The following is a 16,985-nucleotide window of genomic DNA, read 5'->3' on the forward strand; positions in this document are numbered from 1 at the left end:
ATGCCCAATGCCCCATGCCCAATGCCCCATGCCCAATGCCCCATGCCCAATGCCCAATTCGTTATTTGCTGTTCAATATGCCCATGCACGCTGCTGTTCGCTAGTGTTGCTGGCTCACCGAGAGGGATTGATTAAACTTAGAGAACCTGTTCTAAATACTAGTCCAGCTTTTTGGAGTGTTATCGCCCCCAACCCCATATCTTGGCTCAACTGTGATGGAACACTGCGGCTAAATCACCCAGATGAGCGTCGGCTAATTGGCGAGTTAGTACAAGTGGTAGATAACATAAAATGCCCTGATATTAGCGATTCTGTGAAATGGGAAAAAATAACGCTGAATTTGAGCCAAGCTTTTGAAAAGTTCTGGTCTAATTGCCGGATTTGGGGTGAAGTGAAAATTACGTCACCAGAGGTAGCCCAAGCCAGACTGGGATTGCTCATGGCTACTCAGTCAGTATTAAGATATGTGTTAGAGGAAAATTTGGGGGTTTTTGCGCCCTTGGAGTTATAAGTCAGTAATGTTGCTTAGTACAGCATTTCCGAAATTGTTAGCTTTTTTAAACGCAGAGGGGAGGCAGCGCGTTGCGGTGAGGCAGTCCGGTCTTGGGGGTTTCCCCCATGAGGAACTGCCGAACCCGAAGGGGGGTTCCCACGCCACTCCCCCCGTTGTAGCGACTGCCGTCGCGCTGAGAATTCACTATGAATTTATGAAGTTCTGTAGTTAGGCAGAAAATAAAAACTTTTATCACACCTATTGACTCAATGCATCACCTCAGCTACATTAGCAAGTGTGTGAGGAGCGAACCAGCAGGGACACCGAGACGAAACACGGCCAGTCGTCGGTGTCCTTTCTGATTTATATGGGTTAGGTTTGAAAAAGTGCCCTCAGTATAGCAAAAACTTTTCAATTGCTACTGCTGCTCCGTCTTCCTCTACACTAGGAGCTACCCACTGCGCGATCGCTTGCACTCCTGCTGGTGCGTTACCCATAGCTACACCAAGTCCAACATATTCCAGCATTTCCACATCATTGAAGTTATCGCCAATCGCCATAACGTTGGCTATCTGTAAACCCAGCAATTCTTCGGCTAGATAACGTACACCAGTTCCCTTATTCACAGAGGCATTAGTTGCTTCAAAAAAGGTAGCAACAGATGTTGTCAGATAAAGTTCAGCAGGTGTGTATTGGCGGCGCAAATTCCCCAATAGCTTGTCGATTACATCTGTGTCATCAGACAAAGCAAGAATTTTTGTCGGTTCATTCGTTAAGGTTTGGCGCAAATCACCCACGGGAATCGGGATAACACCAGAACGTTCTGCATAAATTTGGGTTTCTCTAGTTAACTCACGGACGTATAGCTGATCATTGATGTAAAAGTGGACAGATAAAAGCGATCGCAATTCAGGTTGTTCAAAATAGTCGATTAGCTGGTGGGCAATTTCCCTGGAAACAACCCAATGGCGATGAATTTTTTGGGTAATTGGGTCTTGAATCCAGCCTCCTTGATAAGCCATTAATGGTAAAGTAGAGCCGATTTCTTGGTGGAAGCGCAAGGCGGAACGATACATTCTACCTGTAGCGATCGCCACTTGAATTCCTCGTGCTTGGGCGGCAATAATCGCTTGCTTTACACCTGTACTGACGGTGTTAGACTCTCCGGCGATCGTACCATCTATATCCAAAACTAATAGTTTAATGTCTTTTGCAGTAGCCTGATGATCAGTAGATGCCAAATGTGTGGCCGATGCTTTCTGCATAATTTCCTAGATTTTAAGTTTCAATAAGAGGTTAACAGGCTCTAGCTATCAGTGGGGAGTAGTAGAAAAAATTCGGTTCTCTAGTCACTTACGTACTTATACATACCTGCGAAAAGTTGGTTCTACTAGGCTTCCGTACTAAAGCTGCAAATACGTAGACACCAGTTTGTTTAAAATTATATGCAGGAGCAATTGGTATGCAAAAACGGCGCTATTGTCGCCAAAGCCAAGCTGAACAAGCATCTGAAATTGCTAAAATAGGGCTATGTCTGAAATCACTTCTGCAACCGCAACACGTCCCACGTTCATCCTCGTCGATGGACACTCCCTCGCTTATCGTTCATACTTTGCTTTCGCCAAAGGGCGAGATGGAGGACTGCGTACCAAAACGGGGATTCCTACCAGTATATGTTTTGGTTTTGTGAAGTGCCTGCTGGAAGTAATGGCAACACAACAGCCACAAGCAATGGCGATCGCTTTTGATTTGGGTGAGGCAACTTTTCGCCACGAAGCTGATGAGACTTATAAAGCCGATCGCCCGGAAACGCCAGAAGACTTCATTCCCGACTTAGCAAACCTGCATGAGTTGCTGAATGGCTTCAATTTACCATTTTTTACTGCCCCTGGTTTCGAGGCAGATGATGTTTTGGGAACCTTAGCACAGCGAGTAACTGCTGCTGGGTATAGGGTGAAGATTCTTACAGGCGATCGCGATTTATTTCAACTGATTGACTCTGACAAACAAATTACTGTTCTAAATTTTAGTCCAGATGCCCTCAAGCGCTCTACAAATAGCATCACGGAATTTGAAGCAGCACAAGTCAAAGAAAAAATGGGCGTTTTACCTTCACAAATTGTCGATTTCAAAGCTCTTTGTGGTGATAAATCAGATAATATTCCTGGAGTCAAGGGAATTGGTGAAAAGACAGCAGTTCAGCTGCTAAATACCTATGGTTCTCTTGATCATATTTATGCTGCCTTAGATGAAATTAAAGGCGCAACTCAGAAAAAACTCGCAAGTGGTAAAGATGATGCTGAGAAGTCTCGCTATTTGGCAACCATAGTTTTAGATGTTCCTATAAAATTTGATTTAGAAGATTGCAAATTAAAAGGGTTTGATACAAGCGTTTTATCACCAATTTTAGAAAAGTTAGAATTCAAGTCTTTTTTAGGCAAAATAAATGACCTACAGCAACGTTTTGGTGGCAAGGTTGCAGAAAACCAAGAAGCCAAAATAGATGTAATTAATCCCAATTCTAATAACTCCGAATTCAGCGCTGATGAAGATAATGATTTGTGGTTTTTCAGTGCTAATGATACGGCAGTAGTTCCACAACAATCCACTTCTCCAATTACACCACGCATCATCAACACTGAAGCTAAATTAACTGAGTTAGTGAAACTTTTGCAAAAATTCACCAATTCAGAAACTCCCGTTGCTTGGGACACTGAAACCACCGATTTAGAACCAAGAGATGCTGAGTTAGTAGGAATTGGTTGCTGTTGGGGAACGGAACCAGATGAGGTAGCCTATATTCCTCTGGGGCACAAAACTGGAGAAAATTTGCATAAAGATTTGGCGCTAGAAGCATTACGCCCAATTCTCGAAAGTGCTGATTATCCGAAAGCTCTACAAAATGCCAAATTTGACCGCTTAGTTCTCAAGTGTCAAGGAATTAATTTGGTAGGAGTAGTATTTGATCCCATGCTAGCTAGTTACATTCTAAATCCAGATTCTAGCCATAATTTGATGGATTTGGGGCAGCGATATTTGGGATTGATCGCAAAAAGTTACTTAGATTTAGTTCCTAAAGGCAAAACCATTGCTGATATAGATATTCCCGCCGTAGCAGATTACTGCGGTATGGATGCTTATTCTACCTTTGGTTTAGTGCCAAAATTGCGTGAGGAACTGGATAAATTTCCAGCTTTATCTAAGCTATTGGTGGAAGTGGAACAGCCACTAGAAGCAGTTTTAGCCGAAATGGAATATACAGGCGTTCGGATTAATTCCGCTTATTTACAAGAACTTTCCCAGCATTTAGAAACTGAGTTAGCCAGGTTAAAAGAGCAAGCAACTGCAATAGCTGGAGAAAATTTTAACTTGGGTTCACCAAAGCAAATGAGCCAAATCTTGTTTGAAAAGTTAGGGTTAAGTACCAAACATTCTCGTAAAATTCAAACGGGCTATTCTACAGATGCAGCAACATTGGAAAGACTTCAAGAAGATGATAACACCGGATTTGTTGAGGCGATCATTGAGTATCGCACCCTATCTAAATTAAAGTCTACTTATGTTGATGCATTGCCAGCATTGGTGCGTCCAGATACTCAACGGGTGCATACTGATTTTAATCAAGCAGCGACATCAACTGGTAGGTTATCTTCTTCTAATCCGAATTTGCAAAATATCCCCATTCGTACAGCTTTTAGTCGCCAAATTCGGAAGGCGTTTTTGCCAGAAGCTGGTTGGTTAATGGTGGCTGCTGATTATTCACAAATTGAATTGCGAATTTTGGCTCATTTGAGTCAAGAGCCGATATTAGTGCAAGCATATCAGCAAAATGAAGATGTTCACACTGTTACCGCGCGGTTAGTGTTTGAAAAAGAAAATATCACATCAGAAGAACGAGGGATGGCAAAAACTATCAATTTTGGCGTGATTTATGGAATGGGTTCTCTAAGGTTTTCGCGCTCAACTGGGATAGATAAGACCATTGCCAACGAGTTCATTAAGCGGTTTAATGAAAGATATCCGAAAGTATTTGCATATTTGGAGCGAGTCAAAAAAGAAGCGATCGCTCTTGGTTATGTAGAAACTATTCTCGGTCGCCGTCGTTATTTTGATTTTACTAATAACAGTTTACGCAGATTAAAAGGCAGTAACCCAGAAGATATTGACTTGAGTAAATTAAAGAATTTGGGTGCTTTCGATGCGGGTTTACTACGCTCTGCTGCTAATGCACCAATTCAAGGTTCCAACGCTGATATTATCAAAATTGCAATGGTAAGATTGCATGAGGTTTTGAAAAACTATCAGGCGCGTTTGTTGTTGCAAGTTCACGATGAACTAGTGTTTGAAATTCCTCCTCAAGAGTGGGAAGAATTACAACCACAAATTAAGTCGGTGATGGAAAATGCAGTCCAGTTGAGTGTGCCGTTGCTGGTGGATGCGCGTGTTGGTGAAAATTGGATGGAGACGAAGTAAGTTGAACTGTGACAAGGCTTTTAGTTAGAAAAGTGTCAATCAGTTTAGTTGAAATCATCAAGAGTCAACACTTTTGACTCTTGACTCTTGACTCTTGATGATGGAGTAGGCAAGAGTTAACAGTTAAGCGCCACGCTTCAGCGCCACTTCTACCTGCTGTAACTCCTTCTCTAAACGATTTTTGAGTTTTTCGGGTACGGGACGATTTGGGTAAGAACTGTAGTGTCCAGCTAGAGAATTGAGGGCTGTTCGCATGGTTGTAAAGGAGCCAAGACCAGAAACAGAGTTAACTCGCTGATAGCGAGATGAAAAGTCATTAATTTTTTGACGTGCTTCTGTTTGAACTGCTGCTTTGTCTGGTGAATCTTGTGATAAATCCAGAGCTTGTCTCATAATATTGACCACAGCTAAGGTGTCTTGGCGATAATCCCCAGTCAAACTATCTGGACTGCCAGAACAGCCCATTAAGCCGATAGCTACAACTAAAACCAGCGCAAGCAAACGCGACCAATAGCGCTTCATAAGCATTAAGTAGAAGAATACGTAAATTAATGTCCATCCTATCTTGAATTGGTATCTTGGGGATCAATTTAGTTAGGAGTGGGGGAGTAGGCTTGCCGTGAGCGTAGCCGAATGGGAGTAGGGCTGTTTCATTCGCTAAAAGGCGCTCATTTACAAGCATCTTGGGCAAAAAATCAGGTGATTAAAAAATTTGATTGGACAATTATCATCGTGATGCCTTCTCTGAGAGAGGCTTTGCCAAGAGTTAGTGAGTTAGAGTCATCTCACTTTCCCTACCTCAATCTTTGCAATTTAAGCATCGTAATACATATCATCAGCCACAAAAAACCGACTCCATAACCTGCAATTATGTCTGTAGGCCAATGGACTCCTAAATATAAGCGGCTGATACCAATAGCAGCAATTAAAATAACTGTCAAACTATAAATAACTTTGGCAAAATCAGGATAGTGAGTTGCCAATTCGTAAGCAATAAAACCATAAAGCACTATAGAACCTAGTGCATGACCACTAGGAAAACTAAAAGATTTTTCAGAAATTAACTGATGCCACAGTTGAGGGCGAGGTTTAGAAAAAAACAACTTTAGCCCTGTAATTTTATTTAATCCACGTTCCTAAAGAGGAATTTTTCATCAAAATTTTTACCTACCTTAAAAGGGCTAGCTTACCTCACCCTCAATCCCTCTCCTTTATAAGGAGAGGGAAGTTAGAGACTTGCATTTTATTTAATCCACGTTCCTAAAGAGGAATTTTTCACTAAAATTTTTACCCACGTTAAAAGGGCTACTGTTAACTACTAACTTTCTGATAGAGAGTATCGCGTTGTTGGTAAGGTCTTCCTAAAGAAGCGATCACAGCTTGCAAAGTTTCCACTTCCATACATGTACCACCCAAAGCACCTGCCATTGTGGTAATATGTTCTTCCATCAAGGTGCCGCCGATATCGTTGCAACCCCAAACTAAGGCTTCGGTTGCACCAGCAAGCCCCAATTTTACCCAACTCTGCTGATGGTTGGGAATCCAATTACCTAAGTAAATTCGCGCCACAGCCCCTAGCAGCAGGGCATCACTCAAAATTGGTTGATCGCGTCCGACACGACGACGTAAGGATTTGGGCGCTTCTTGTCCAACGAAAGGTAATAAAATAAACTCTGTGATGTTTGCTGGATATCCCTGAGTGATGGCGGTTTTTTGGAGCGATCGCAATTTTTCTAAATGTCCAATTTGCTGCTCGTGGGTTTCAATATGCCCAGATAACATGGTGCTGGTGGTATGCAAGCCTAATTTGTGAGCAGTGCTGACAATTTCTAACCAAGTGGTTGTGTCAATTTTCTCTGGACATAGTATTCGCCTAACTTCATCGTCTAACACTTCAGCTGCTGTTCCCGGCATTGAGCTAACACCAGCATCGCGCAAAGCAATAATCACATCAGCATATTCAAGTCCATCAAGTCTGGCGATAAATTCCACTTCCTGGGGAGAGAAAGCATGTAAATGTATCTGGGGAAATTCCTGTTTAATGGTTTCTACTACCTTGAGATAGTAGGGCAAAGATTTGCCATTTATCTGCGCTTGGGGATTTAACCCGCCCTGCATACAGATTTCCGTCGCACCCCGCCGCACCGCATCTGTCGCTTTTTCCAAAATTTGCGCCGAATCTAACCAGTATGCATCGGCATCACCATCATCTCGACGGAATGCACAAAAACTACAGTGTTGCTCACAAATATTAGTAAAGTTGATATTACGATTAATTATGTATGTAACTGTATCGCCTGCTTGAGTGTGGCGGAGTGTATCGGATGTAGTACGTATTGCTGCGATCGCCTCTGGCTCAGTTTGTTGTAACAATACCACTCCCTCTTCGGGAGATAAGTCATATCCCATCAAGGCACGGTCAAGAATTTTTTCAACAGCAATTTTTGTCAGCATTACTTTCTTAATTTCTCACTAAATCTTAATTTTATGTATGATCTTGGAAATAATAAGTAGCTTTATATAACCCATTAACAAAAAAATAGCGTGGTTTTACCATCGCATAATTAATTTCAGTAGACCGAAAAGTTCTGTGTTAGTAAAGCTCACCGTTCGCGTAGCGTTCCGTTAGCGCAGCCTCTCTTAGAGAAGGAAAGGTATCACTTTGTGATGGATAGTTACAGATACAACTATTGTACAAAAAAATTATAAGATACATTTTTTAGAAATTTGTTGAGAAATTCAAGATAAGTAAAACTCATAAATTAGCCAATTAGCCAAAAAGGTAAGGGTAACTCTCCCCGCGTCCGTGAGGAGCAAGTGACACGACTAGTCACACTTAGGACATAAGATTGCAATGCCTCTGTCATCTAGATAGGTTTTACTAAACCTTACGTCAGTGTTAATATAGGTAATCTTCATGAATGAAAAGGAAATAGCTGGCTCAGTATGCTAGTACGGCTCATACAGAGTCTTATTCATCTGTTTTCAGTGATCTACTGCTGACTGCTCCCTGTAGAAGTCAGAATACCTGCCGAATCAACCATTAATATCGTTTTATCTACGAGGTACAAAATGACTGTTCAATCTTCTAGTTCGATTCAGCAACAAGTTACCAGTCAAGTACTATCAGTGCCTGTACAATCAGCGCTCTATATTGCACTGTGTTCTTTGACACTGTGGACAATTTATTTCACTACATACCCCGCTATCCATGACACGACTCATACTCTGCGTCACCACACACTGATGGTGAGTTGCCATTAGTTGATTGAGTCAATAATTAGCAGGAGCAGAGAAATAAAATGACAAAACTTAAGTGGTCTAAGCTGATCGGTGCGATTTGCATGATGGGAATCATCCTGTATGGTTGGATCGGACTTGCCCAATCCCCTCAACCATCGGTGCGGCTAACAACCAATCCACCGATTAATCAGGTTCAACCCCTTGAGGCTGAAGCCACCACAGTTTTGGGATCAGGGCACTACAATCCGCCAGTGCAGCTGATGCTGCAAGCCGTAGATGCTCAAGGGCAATCTTTAAAGGATGCCAAAATCCACTTGCAATTATTCACCCCTCCTAAAAATCCTTGGTTCACAACAGATTTTCCGATCGTCGAGGGAACAAAGTTGCTGGACATTGAGGGCAATGCACCAACAGGTCAGTTGCAGGTTCAACAAACCCTGCCGATCCGGGGAACGTATCAACTCCAGGTAGCAGTTACTCCGCTTGTTGCCAATGCGTTTCAGCCGATTCAGCAAAAGCTGACGCTGACGCTGCCTGAAAATTCCTTAAAGTTCCGCTACTTTGGCATCCTGGTTGTGATTTTGCTGGCAGTTGGGCTACTAGGAGGTTGGGTGATTGGGGGCAGACAAGCGATTCAACCGGGAGAAATTGCCCCGCAACAGGTACGATTGTTATTAAGTGGATTGATTGTGGTAGCGATCGCTGCACTCCTCTGGGTGAATATCAGCGCTGAACTTGCCGAATCGCACCATATGTCGATGTCGATGCCAGGTATGGGAGAAGAAGTTCCGCTCTCTGGTAAGCCCGCTAAATTGCAGTCTCAAGGACTTTATATGCAACTATCGGGTGACGAGAGTGCAACGGTGGGTCAACCTGCCAAATTGCAGGTTAGCGTCAGTGATACCAAAACCAGCCAACCCGTGACAGATGTAGTATTGAAGGTAACAACCACCCAACTCGAAAATAATTGGGTGGCGTTTGCTTATGAGGGTACTCCAGACAGCAACGGAAAATTGGCGTGGCAGCAGGAGTTCTTTGACGGTGCCCCCCATAGCGTTGTTGTCGAGGTTGCGCCGCAAGCAAACGTAAGCCGGCAATTTCAGCCATTTCAAGTTGCAGAGAATATTCCAGTCGAAGGTGTCGCTCCGCCGATGCATGTCCGGTTGATTTCGCTAACTTACTTCACCGGAATTGTGGTAATTGGTTTGCTGCTGGGACTGTGGCTGCGACAACGGCAGACTCCGCGTACTGGGATGACTTGGAAGCGTAGTGTTTCGTAAGTCAGTGTCAACTAGCGTTATTGCTATGTCATTCGGTTGTAAATACATTTGCCCTTAGTTTCTTCGCCCAATCACCAAAGAGGCTGATTGCCTAAAATCCATGTCGGATACCATTGAGTGTTCGACATGGATTTTTATAGACACAGCATCAGAAATTGAACCCTGCAATTTATCTATGAATCATCAACACATTATATTCGTCTGCACGAACTGTGAAAGTAGTCATAACACAAAACAGTATGTTGCTAAAAGCGGTGGTGAACGGCTGCTAGAGAAATTAGAAACCCTATATCATAACTGGGTGTTGCAAGACGAGTTCTCGATTCGACCCGTTGAATGCATGGGTGTTTGTGACCAGGCTTGTGCAATTGCTTTCGTCTCTGTTAACAAACACACCTACTTATTCGGCGATTTGCCTGCTGATGATGAATGTGTAGAGAAGACAGCAACTGCCGTACTTGACTGTGCTAGTCAGTATCACACCAAGTCGGATGGTTTGCTCCCCTACGCCAAGCGCCCGGAACTGCTCAGAGCCGGAGCGATCGCACGGATTCCACCGATGCCGTCGTGTCAATAGACATTTTACTAAGTTCCCTAAACACTATGTAAGTACTTGTTGCTTTCATGAGTTATGGGGTTCATTACCATTTATAAAAATATGAAGACATTGAATTCTTTAGAATTGGATTTAAATAAAGCACTTCAAAAATTAACTTCTTTATACTTTTTATTTAAGCAAAAATACTATTGAATTGAGAAAAATTGCCTAGAGTTTTGCAAGACAGCTAATCACGGTAAAATCCCACAACCAAGAACGAAAAAGGAATACCCTACTCCCTATTTTCAAGACAGATTATAGCTCGACCTGAATCTAATAACTTCAGTAGCAGTTTTGAAGCGCTATAAAATTATTGACAATAATTATTAATTCCTCTAATATTTATAAAGCAATTGCAAATCTTTTGCAATTCTTTTTTGGCGCTAACCGTAACTAAATATCATGCCCAACAACTTCGCTCTAGGTGACGGAAAACCGTGGAGCCGCCGTCAATTACTGAAGCTGGGCCTAGCAGGTGCTGGAGTGACTGGTGCAGCTGGACTTTGGCAGATGCTAAATCTACAAAATAAGTCAATCGTCAAAGTGCCACCACTCGATATGGACGCACCAGACGACGTGACTAACCCGATGAAGATGTTAAGGAATTTTGATTATGGGACGGTGAAGCAAGAGAATGGGCGGACTATCCGGGAATTTCAGTTAACTGCTGGTACTTCCATTATAAAACTCAGTACTGCTGTCTCTTACAACATTTGGGATTTAAATGGTCGCATACCAGGGCCAACGCTACGGGCAAAAGAAGGTGATCGCATCCGCATATTATTTTTCAACAAGGCGGGGCATTCTCACTCTTTGCATTTTCATGGCGTTCATCCGGCAGAAATGGATGGTGTTCGCCCCATCAGGAATGGTAGTGCGACAATTTATGAATTTGATGCTGAACCCTATGGTGTACACCTGTACCACTGCCATATTCAACCAGTCACCCGTCACATCGCCAAGGGGTTGTACGGGATGTTTATCATCGATCCACCTACTCCCCGTCCCCCGGCTGATGAGATCGTATTAGTGATGGGTGGCTATGACGTGAATGATGATAGCCATAATGATTATTACGCCTTCAACGGTCTGCCCGACTATTACATGGATCATCCGATTCAGATTTACAAAGATCAGTTGATTCGGCTGTATCTCCTCAACATCATTGAATACGATCCGGCAGTGACGTTTCATCTCCACGCCAACTTCTTTGATGTCTATCGTTATGGCATGAGTATGAAGAAGAGCGAGAAAACTGATGTGATTACGATGGGTGTAGCAGAAAGGCACATCTTGGAATTTGCTTTTCGCTACCCAGGTAAGTATATGTTCCATCCCCATCAGGATGCGATCGCAGAAAACGGTTGCATGGGTCAATTTGAAGTCCTTGCCCAGAGTAACTCTCAAAACCCTGTGAAAAATTCCTAACCAGATAATTAATAATTCGCAAAAAGTTTTAAAACAACTATTTGATAAAAAATGTCATTATGTGCGACAGTAAAATCTATGACAATGTGTCAAACATAACTAGCTTCTAGTAATAGGTTCCAGCGTTTCAATTTATACCTTTTTCTTTGTGTGAGGACTAAAGATGATAAAACTTCGTTATATCTGTTTAACAGCAGCAGCAGCTCTAATAGTTACCTTGAGTTCCTGTACCAGTAGACCAATTGCAGAAAATCCATCAGCACCAGTTACTAGCCCTCAACCTACAGAGGCAGTAAGTAATAACAGTCATAGTAGTAACAGTGGTAAAGAAAAAATTAACATTAATACTGCTATATTGTCAGAATTGGATAAGTTTGAAGCTAAACTAGGTGTTCCGGCTTTATCGAACAAAATCCAAGCAAATCGTCCCTATGGCAGCCCAGAAGATTTAGTTACTAAAAAAGTAGTTACCCAAGAGCAGTTCAATCAAATTAAAGACCAGGTTGGTGTTCAAGAAGTGGTACTCACAGGTGAGGCCAAAGATATTGACTACATGAGTAAGTTGGGGTTAATGAAAGGGCATCTTTTAGTAGCAAAAGAACTCCTGGATCAGAATCAGCCAAAACAGGCAGAACCTCATATTGGACATCCAGTTGAAGAGATATACGTTGATGTAGAAGATCAACTTAATGAGCGCAAAGTTAAAGAATTTAAGACAACTTTGGTAAGTTTGCAAGATTTAGTGAAATCTAGTGCTAAGGATAGCAAAGTTAAAACTAGTTTTGCTTCTTCAATGCAAGCAATTGATTCTGCGATCGCAGCTTTGCCAGCAGATCAGCGCTCAAAACCGGGATTTGGGCTACAGGTAATTAACGAACTACTAGATTCGGCTAACTCCGAATATGGCGCTGCGATCGCAGATGCTAAAATAACCGCCCCAATTGAGTATCAAGACTCCCGTGGTTTTGTCTTTTACGCCAATGAATTATACAAAGGAATTTCTAGTCAAGTAGCTCAAGGCGATCCCGAAGCACACAAAGCGATTGACGCTAGTTTCGCTGAACTCATAACAGTTTGGCCTGCCGCCATTCCACCAGCGAAAGCAGTCAAAACACCTAATGATGTTACCAAGCTGGTGAAAACCATTGAGGAAAACTCTCAAAAAGTGATTGACAAATCCAATACCCAAGCATAGCGACAACACATTGATTTAATGGGAAGCATAGGGCAAGGAGTTTAAAATGAGGAAATGGTTAGGAGTTAAGAGTTATGAGTTATGAGTTATGAGTTATGAATCCCGATCTGGAAACTCCTAACTTCCAACTCCTAACTAATTACACACCATTGATTACTTGAACTAACAACTGATGCAAGAACTTGACCACAAAAAAACCATTGACCTGTTGAACGCCATCATGGAATTTGAACTAGCAGGGGTAGTCCGCTATACACATTATTCTTTGATGGTCACTGGCCCTAACCGTATTCCAATTGTGGGCTTTTTCAAAGCACAGGCGAGTGAATCTTTACTTCATGCCGAACAAGTGGGAGAAATTCTCACCGGTTTAGATGGGCATCCATCGCTGAAAATTGCCCCAATGGAAGAAACCTACCAGCATAAAGTCAAGGATATCTTGGAAGAAAGTTTATCCCATGAAAAAAAGGCATTGGATCTGTATAAAAAGTTGCTCGAAACTGTCACCAATGCCAGCATTTATCTGGAAGAATTTGCTCGTGGGATGATCGGGCAAGAAGAGATGCATAATCTCGAACTGAAAAAGATGCTACGCGATTTCAGCTAATAGTCATTAGTCCTTAGTCATTAGTCACTTGTACTGACTTTGCCTGCCCTGAGCTTGCCGTACCACTTCCCTACGGGACGCTGCGCGAACGTGGAAGCAAGCTACGCGTAGCGTCTCCAAGAGTTGGGTACTGAGCGACGCGTTGCCCTGAGCTTTGCCGTTCGCGTAGCGCGATGCCCTGAGCTTGCCGTACCACTTCGTGGAAGCAAGCTACGCGGAGCGTCTCGTAGAGAAGGGTCTCCAAGAGTTGGGTCGAAGTAGCTTTGTCGTTGGCGCAGCCTCTCGTAGAGAAGTATTAATTATTGGCTAGGGACTAATGACAAAGGACAAAAGACAAAGGACAAAAGATGAATTTTAGTACTGCTCTACCTACTTTTGTAATCACACTCCGAGAAGGAGTGGAAGCAGCCCTTGTTGTTGGCATTGTGCTAGCTTTGCTAAAAAAAGCTAAACAATCTCGACTGAACTCTTGGGTATATGCTGGTGTCGGCGTTGGCATTGTTATCAGTGGCTTAATAGGTGTGCTATTCAGTTGGGTAATTCAAGTACTGGGAGCAGTTAATCCTCAATACACCTCTGTAGTTGAGCCAGGGCTAGAAGGTGTGTTTAGTGTGCTAGCGATCGCCATGCTCAGTTGGATGCTAATCTGGATGACTAAACAAGCCAGATTCATGAAAGCTACAGTTGAAGGAGCGGTAACAGAAGCGCTGACACAAAATTCAAATGCTGGTTGGGGTGTTTTTACTTTAATTTTAATTGCCGTTGTCCGCGAAGGCTTTGAAACTGTTCTGTTCGTTGCTGCGAATTTTCAACAGGGATTAATGCCAGCCTTGGGTGCTATTGGTGGTTTGGTAGCGGCATCCGCCATTGGGGTGCTGCTATTTAAATGGGGTGTCAAAATTAACATCCGCCAGTTTTTCCAGGTAATGGGCGTTTTATTAGTGTTGATTGTCGCTGGGTTAGTAGTTTCAGCCTTGAAACATTTTGACGACGCCGTGGCTAACCTTGCCCTTAGCAGTCGTGCCACAGAAAACCTTTGTTTCTATTACGAACGCTTTACTAAAGTCCACTCCTGTATTTTGGGGCCAATGGTTTCAAATACTTCCCCAATCTTGCCTGACGAACAGTTTCCTGGCATTATCCTCAAATCTTTATTTGGTTATACAGACAATCTCTATCTTGTGCAAGCAGTGGGATATGTGACCTTTTTACTCACCATTGGCGGGCTGTATTTCCGCAGCCTTGGAGGTGCTTCTCCTGAAGGTAAAAAAAATATCCCCTTTGCTCAAAAACCAATTAGTTCTGCAAAAGATTAAAAGCACAGTCATCGAAGAGGATAGGACTTACGCAAAAGTAGACCCTGTAGAGGCAATTCATGTAGCTTTAGCTTCCCGCAGGGTATTGCCCCTACCCTGTGTAGGTGTAGCTTTGCATAAGTCTTAGCTCTAAGTCCGAGAATTCTCACCATCTTCTCAGGCAACTTCTAATATCTTTTTAATCTTGCTTTCAGAAATGAATCTTATACTGATAACAATTCAATAAACAGAGGGCTTTAAAGTCTGATGTCAACTCGCAGTTTTACTCTCTCCCGATACTTATTACTCTGCTTGTCGCTGATTTTGCTGACATCTGTTGTAATAATGCGTAGTGCGTCCTATGCAATACTTTTTAATCCCGCTACCGATATCTCAACTTCTACAGTTAAGGGAAAACAGACAGCAGTTCTCGCAGGAGGATGCTTTTGGGGAATGGAAGCGGTTTTTGAGCATCTCAAAGGTGTTTCTGATGTCGTCTCCGGCTTTTCTGGTGGTAGTGCAACAACGGCAAACTACGAACTTGTCAGTTCTGGATTGACTGGTCATGCTGAGTCAGTAAAAATTACTTATGACCCATCAGAAATCTCATATAAGCAGCTTTTGAAAATTTACTTTCTGGTGGCACATGACCCAACACAGTTGAATCGACAAGGCCCAGACTCAGGGAAGCAATATCGTTCAGTCATTTATTTTGCTAACGACGAGCAGAAGCGGGTCGCCCTTGATTATATCAATCAACTAAACAAAGCACACATCTTTGATAAACAGATAGTGACTCAACTACTTCCCTTGAATGGTTTTTATCAAGCCGAAGAGTACCATCAACACTTTATTGACCGCAATCCCAATTACCCTTACGTGGTAGTAAATGACTTGCCGAAGTTGGCTCAACTGCAATCACAGTTCCCCAATATATATAAGAAGTAAGCTTTAATTATTCACGCCCCCTTACTTATAACCTGGAAACTGGAAACGAGATTTTAAATGATATTTATTGAGCTAAATGTCTTATGGTGCAAACAACGTTTCCTTAAGCTGCTGACAAGCCTTTTCAATTGCATCTATACTACCTGGATTCACCAGTCCAAAATAATCAAACACATAGATTCGGTTATTTTTAGTTGCTTGGAGTTGCTGCCAAAAAACTTCTTTTTTCAGCGAATCCAAAAGTGCTACTGAGGAATTCCCTTGCGGGGGATTAACCAAAATTATCACCTCTGGATTTGCTTCTAAAACTTTCTCAGCCGAAAGCGTCACATAGCCAGCAATTGGACTTTTTCCTTGTAAATCTGCTGCTATATTTTTCGCCTGGAATTTTGCCAGCAAATCCCCTGCCCAACTATTTTTATTCGGTGCTAAAATTGGTTGACGACTAACCAGCGCTAAAGTAGAAAAACCCGGAGTTGGCTTTTCTGGCAAGAAAGTTTTGTACCGATTTAACAAAGGCTGAGGATCAGCGTCAATTGATTTAGCAAGTGTTTTAGTAAGTTCTTCTAGAGATTTCCAGTTATTCACCTTAGTGAGAAAGGTCGGAATTCCTAGCTGCTGAAGTTTTTGAATTGGGATGTTATAAAAACCTTCTGCACCAATAACTAAATCTGGTTTTAGTGCTACCACTTTTTCTAAATTTGGCGGATTTTGACCTTCGCTAACACGGGAAATATCCTTGAATCTTGAGTCATTCTTAAATAATCTACTACCAGTAATTCCGACAATTTTTGTTGGATCAAGTCGAGAGATAATGTCAGCAGAAAGAGAAGAAAGAGCAACAACTCTTTTGGCTGATCCTTTGGGTAATTGCTGAGAATTTATATTTGTCGTCTCAGTAGGGTTTATGACTTTTGTTTGTGGCTGCTGAGTGGTTGCAGTCGTGCAAGCAGCTAAAACTATACTGATCAAAAGTGCTAAAGCAGATAAGAGCCAACGACGATGCATATCAAAATTCCTTCTGGGATAAAAATGGACTAAGAAGCATACTCAGCACCACATTCAAAAATAGCAAATGTTGCTTTTAGTTCACAGAGCTAAAAGTCAGGTTATTCTTGGTTCAAAAATCCTACTAGTTTTGCCAGATTTTGACTAACCAACGTAGAGGCAAAATCTATCCAATAGGAGACTAAGCTTGCAGTGTATTCAGGTGTTTTATACTGCTCTGTATCCCTTTATATCTTTATAAAAAAATGCGGCAACACAAATAGGTGTTTGGCGGTCTTGAAAAATAGGTTTTAAAACCCTTACTACTTAACTATATAATTCGATACACGTTGTCCACAATTATCTGAGTTGGGGTCGATGATGATCGTAAATTAAAGGGTTTAAGCGCGATCGTCAACACGTAGCTCAGAGTTTCTC

At 42.3% G+C, this 16,985-nt stretch carries 14 protein-coding genes and 1 pseudogene; 10 read left to right on the forward strand and 5 right to left on the reverse strand.

The genetic code is table 11. The features are described from left to right. The coding region (locus HWQ38_RS30980) for a DALR anticodon-binding domain-containing protein (protein WP_292801515.1) at positions 1-511 on the forward strand (511 nt) is incomplete at its 5' end. Positions 512-885: 374 nt separating this feature from the next. On the opposite strand, the gene HWQ38_RS30985 is transcribed toward HWQ38_RS30980, so the two are convergent. Then, a complete protein-coding gene (locus tag HWQ38_RS30985) occupies positions 886-1,758 on the reverse strand; it encodes a Cof-type HAD-IIB family hydrolase (RefSeq protein ID WP_292801517.1) in 873 nt (290 codons plus the stop codon). A 265-nt stretch (positions 1,759-2,023) separates the two neighbouring features. Here HWQ38_RS30985 and polA point away from each other — a divergent pair, with 265 nt between their 5' ends. Beyond that, a complete protein-coding gene (polA, locus tag HWQ38_RS30990) occupies positions 2,024-4,966 on the forward strand; it encodes a DNA polymerase I (RefSeq protein ID WP_292801519.1) in 2,943 nt (980 codons plus the stop codon). Between the two features lie 123 nt (positions 4,967-5,089). Here polA and psb27 read toward each other — a convergent pair whose 3' ends face one another. From psb27 to cofH, 3 genes and pseudogenes are all read right to left on the reverse strand, one after another. Then, positions 5,090-5,494: a photosystem II protein Psb27 gene (psb27, locus tag HWQ38_RS30995; RefSeq protein ID WP_292801521.1), complete on the reverse strand. Its 405-nt coding sequence runs from the start codon at positions 5,492-5,494 to the stop codon at positions 5,090-5,092. A gap of 266 nt (positions 5,495-5,760) precedes the next feature. Next, positions 5,761-6,081, reverse strand: a pseudogene (locus tag HWQ38_RS31000) (phosphatase PAP2 family protein); the annotation flags it as partial. A gap of 196 nt (positions 6,082-6,277) precedes the next feature. Then, positions 6,278-7,420, reverse strand: coding sequence for a 7,8-didemethyl-8-hydroxy-5-deazariboflavin synthase subunit CofH (gene cofH, locus HWQ38_RS31005; RefSeq protein WP_292801523.1), 1,143 nt, complete (start codon positions 7,418-7,420; stop codon positions 6,278-6,280). A gap of 618 nt (positions 7,421-8,038) precedes the next feature. On the opposite strand from cofH, the gene HWQ38_RS31010 reads away from it, so the two are divergent. From HWQ38_RS31010 to msrA, 8 genes are all read left to right on the forward strand, one after another. Continuing rightward, positions 8,039-8,230 carry a CbtB-domain containing protein gene (locus tag HWQ38_RS31010; protein WP_292801525.1) on the forward strand — a complete coding sequence of 64 codons (192 nt, stop codon included), beginning with the start codon at positions 8,039-8,041 and terminating at the stop codon, positions 8,228-8,230. A gap of 38 nt (positions 8,231-8,268) precedes the next feature. Next, a complete protein-coding gene (locus tag HWQ38_RS31015) occupies positions 8,269-9,489 on the forward strand; it encodes a hypothetical protein (RefSeq protein ID WP_292801527.1) in 1,221 nt (406 codons plus the stop codon). Between the two features lie 100 nt (positions 9,490-9,589). Then, positions 9,590-10,066: a DUF1636 domain-containing protein gene (locus HWQ38_RS31020; protein ID WP_292801529.1), complete on the forward strand. Its 477-nt coding sequence runs from the start codon at positions 9,590-9,592 to the stop codon at positions 10,064-10,066. A 423-nt stretch (positions 10,067-10,489) separates the two neighbouring features. Further along, positions 10,490-11,515: a multicopper oxidase domain-containing protein gene (locus tag HWQ38_RS31025; protein WP_292801531.1), complete on the forward strand. Its 1,026-nt coding sequence runs from the start codon at positions 10,490-10,492 to the stop codon at positions 11,513-11,515. A gap of 163 nt (positions 11,516-11,678) precedes the next feature. Beyond that, complete coding sequence (locus tag HWQ38_RS31030) at positions 11,679-12,710, forward strand: helix-hairpin-helix domain-containing protein (protein WP_292801533.1); 1,032 nt, start codon at positions 11,679-11,681, stop codon at positions 12,708-12,710. A 172-nt stretch (positions 12,711-12,882) separates the two neighbouring features. Then, a complete protein-coding gene (locus HWQ38_RS31035) occupies positions 12,883-13,317 on the forward strand; it encodes a ferritin-like domain-containing protein (RefSeq protein WP_292801535.1) in 435 nt (144 codons plus the stop codon). 347 nt (positions 13,318-13,664) lie between these two features. Then, on the forward strand, positions 13,665-14,633 hold the full coding sequence (locus HWQ38_RS31040) for an FTR1 family protein (protein WP_292801537.1): 969 nt from the start codon (positions 13,665-13,667) through the stop codon (positions 14,631-14,633). A gap of 246 nt (positions 14,634-14,879) precedes the next feature. Next, the gene (gene msrA, locus HWQ38_RS31045) at positions 14,880-15,560 is read left to right on the forward strand and encodes a peptide-methionine (S)-S-oxide reductase MsrA (protein WP_292801539.1); all 681 of its coding nucleotides are present in this window, start codon (positions 14,880-14,882) and stop codon (positions 15,558-15,560) included. Between the two features lie 81 nt (positions 15,561-15,641). Here msrA and HWQ38_RS31050 read toward each other — a convergent pair whose 3' ends face one another. Then, positions 15,642-16,568: an ABC transporter substrate-binding protein gene (locus tag HWQ38_RS31050; protein ID WP_292801541.1), complete on the reverse strand. Its 927-nt coding sequence runs from the start codon at positions 16,566-16,568 to the stop codon at positions 15,642-15,644. Positions 16,569-16,985 lie beyond the last annotated feature (417 nt).

This window comes from Nostoc sp. NMS7, assembly GCF_017115085.1.
In the GTDB taxonomy this organism is placed as follows: domain Bacteria; phylum Cyanobacteriota; class Cyanobacteriia; order Cyanobacteriales; family Nostocaceae; genus Nostoc.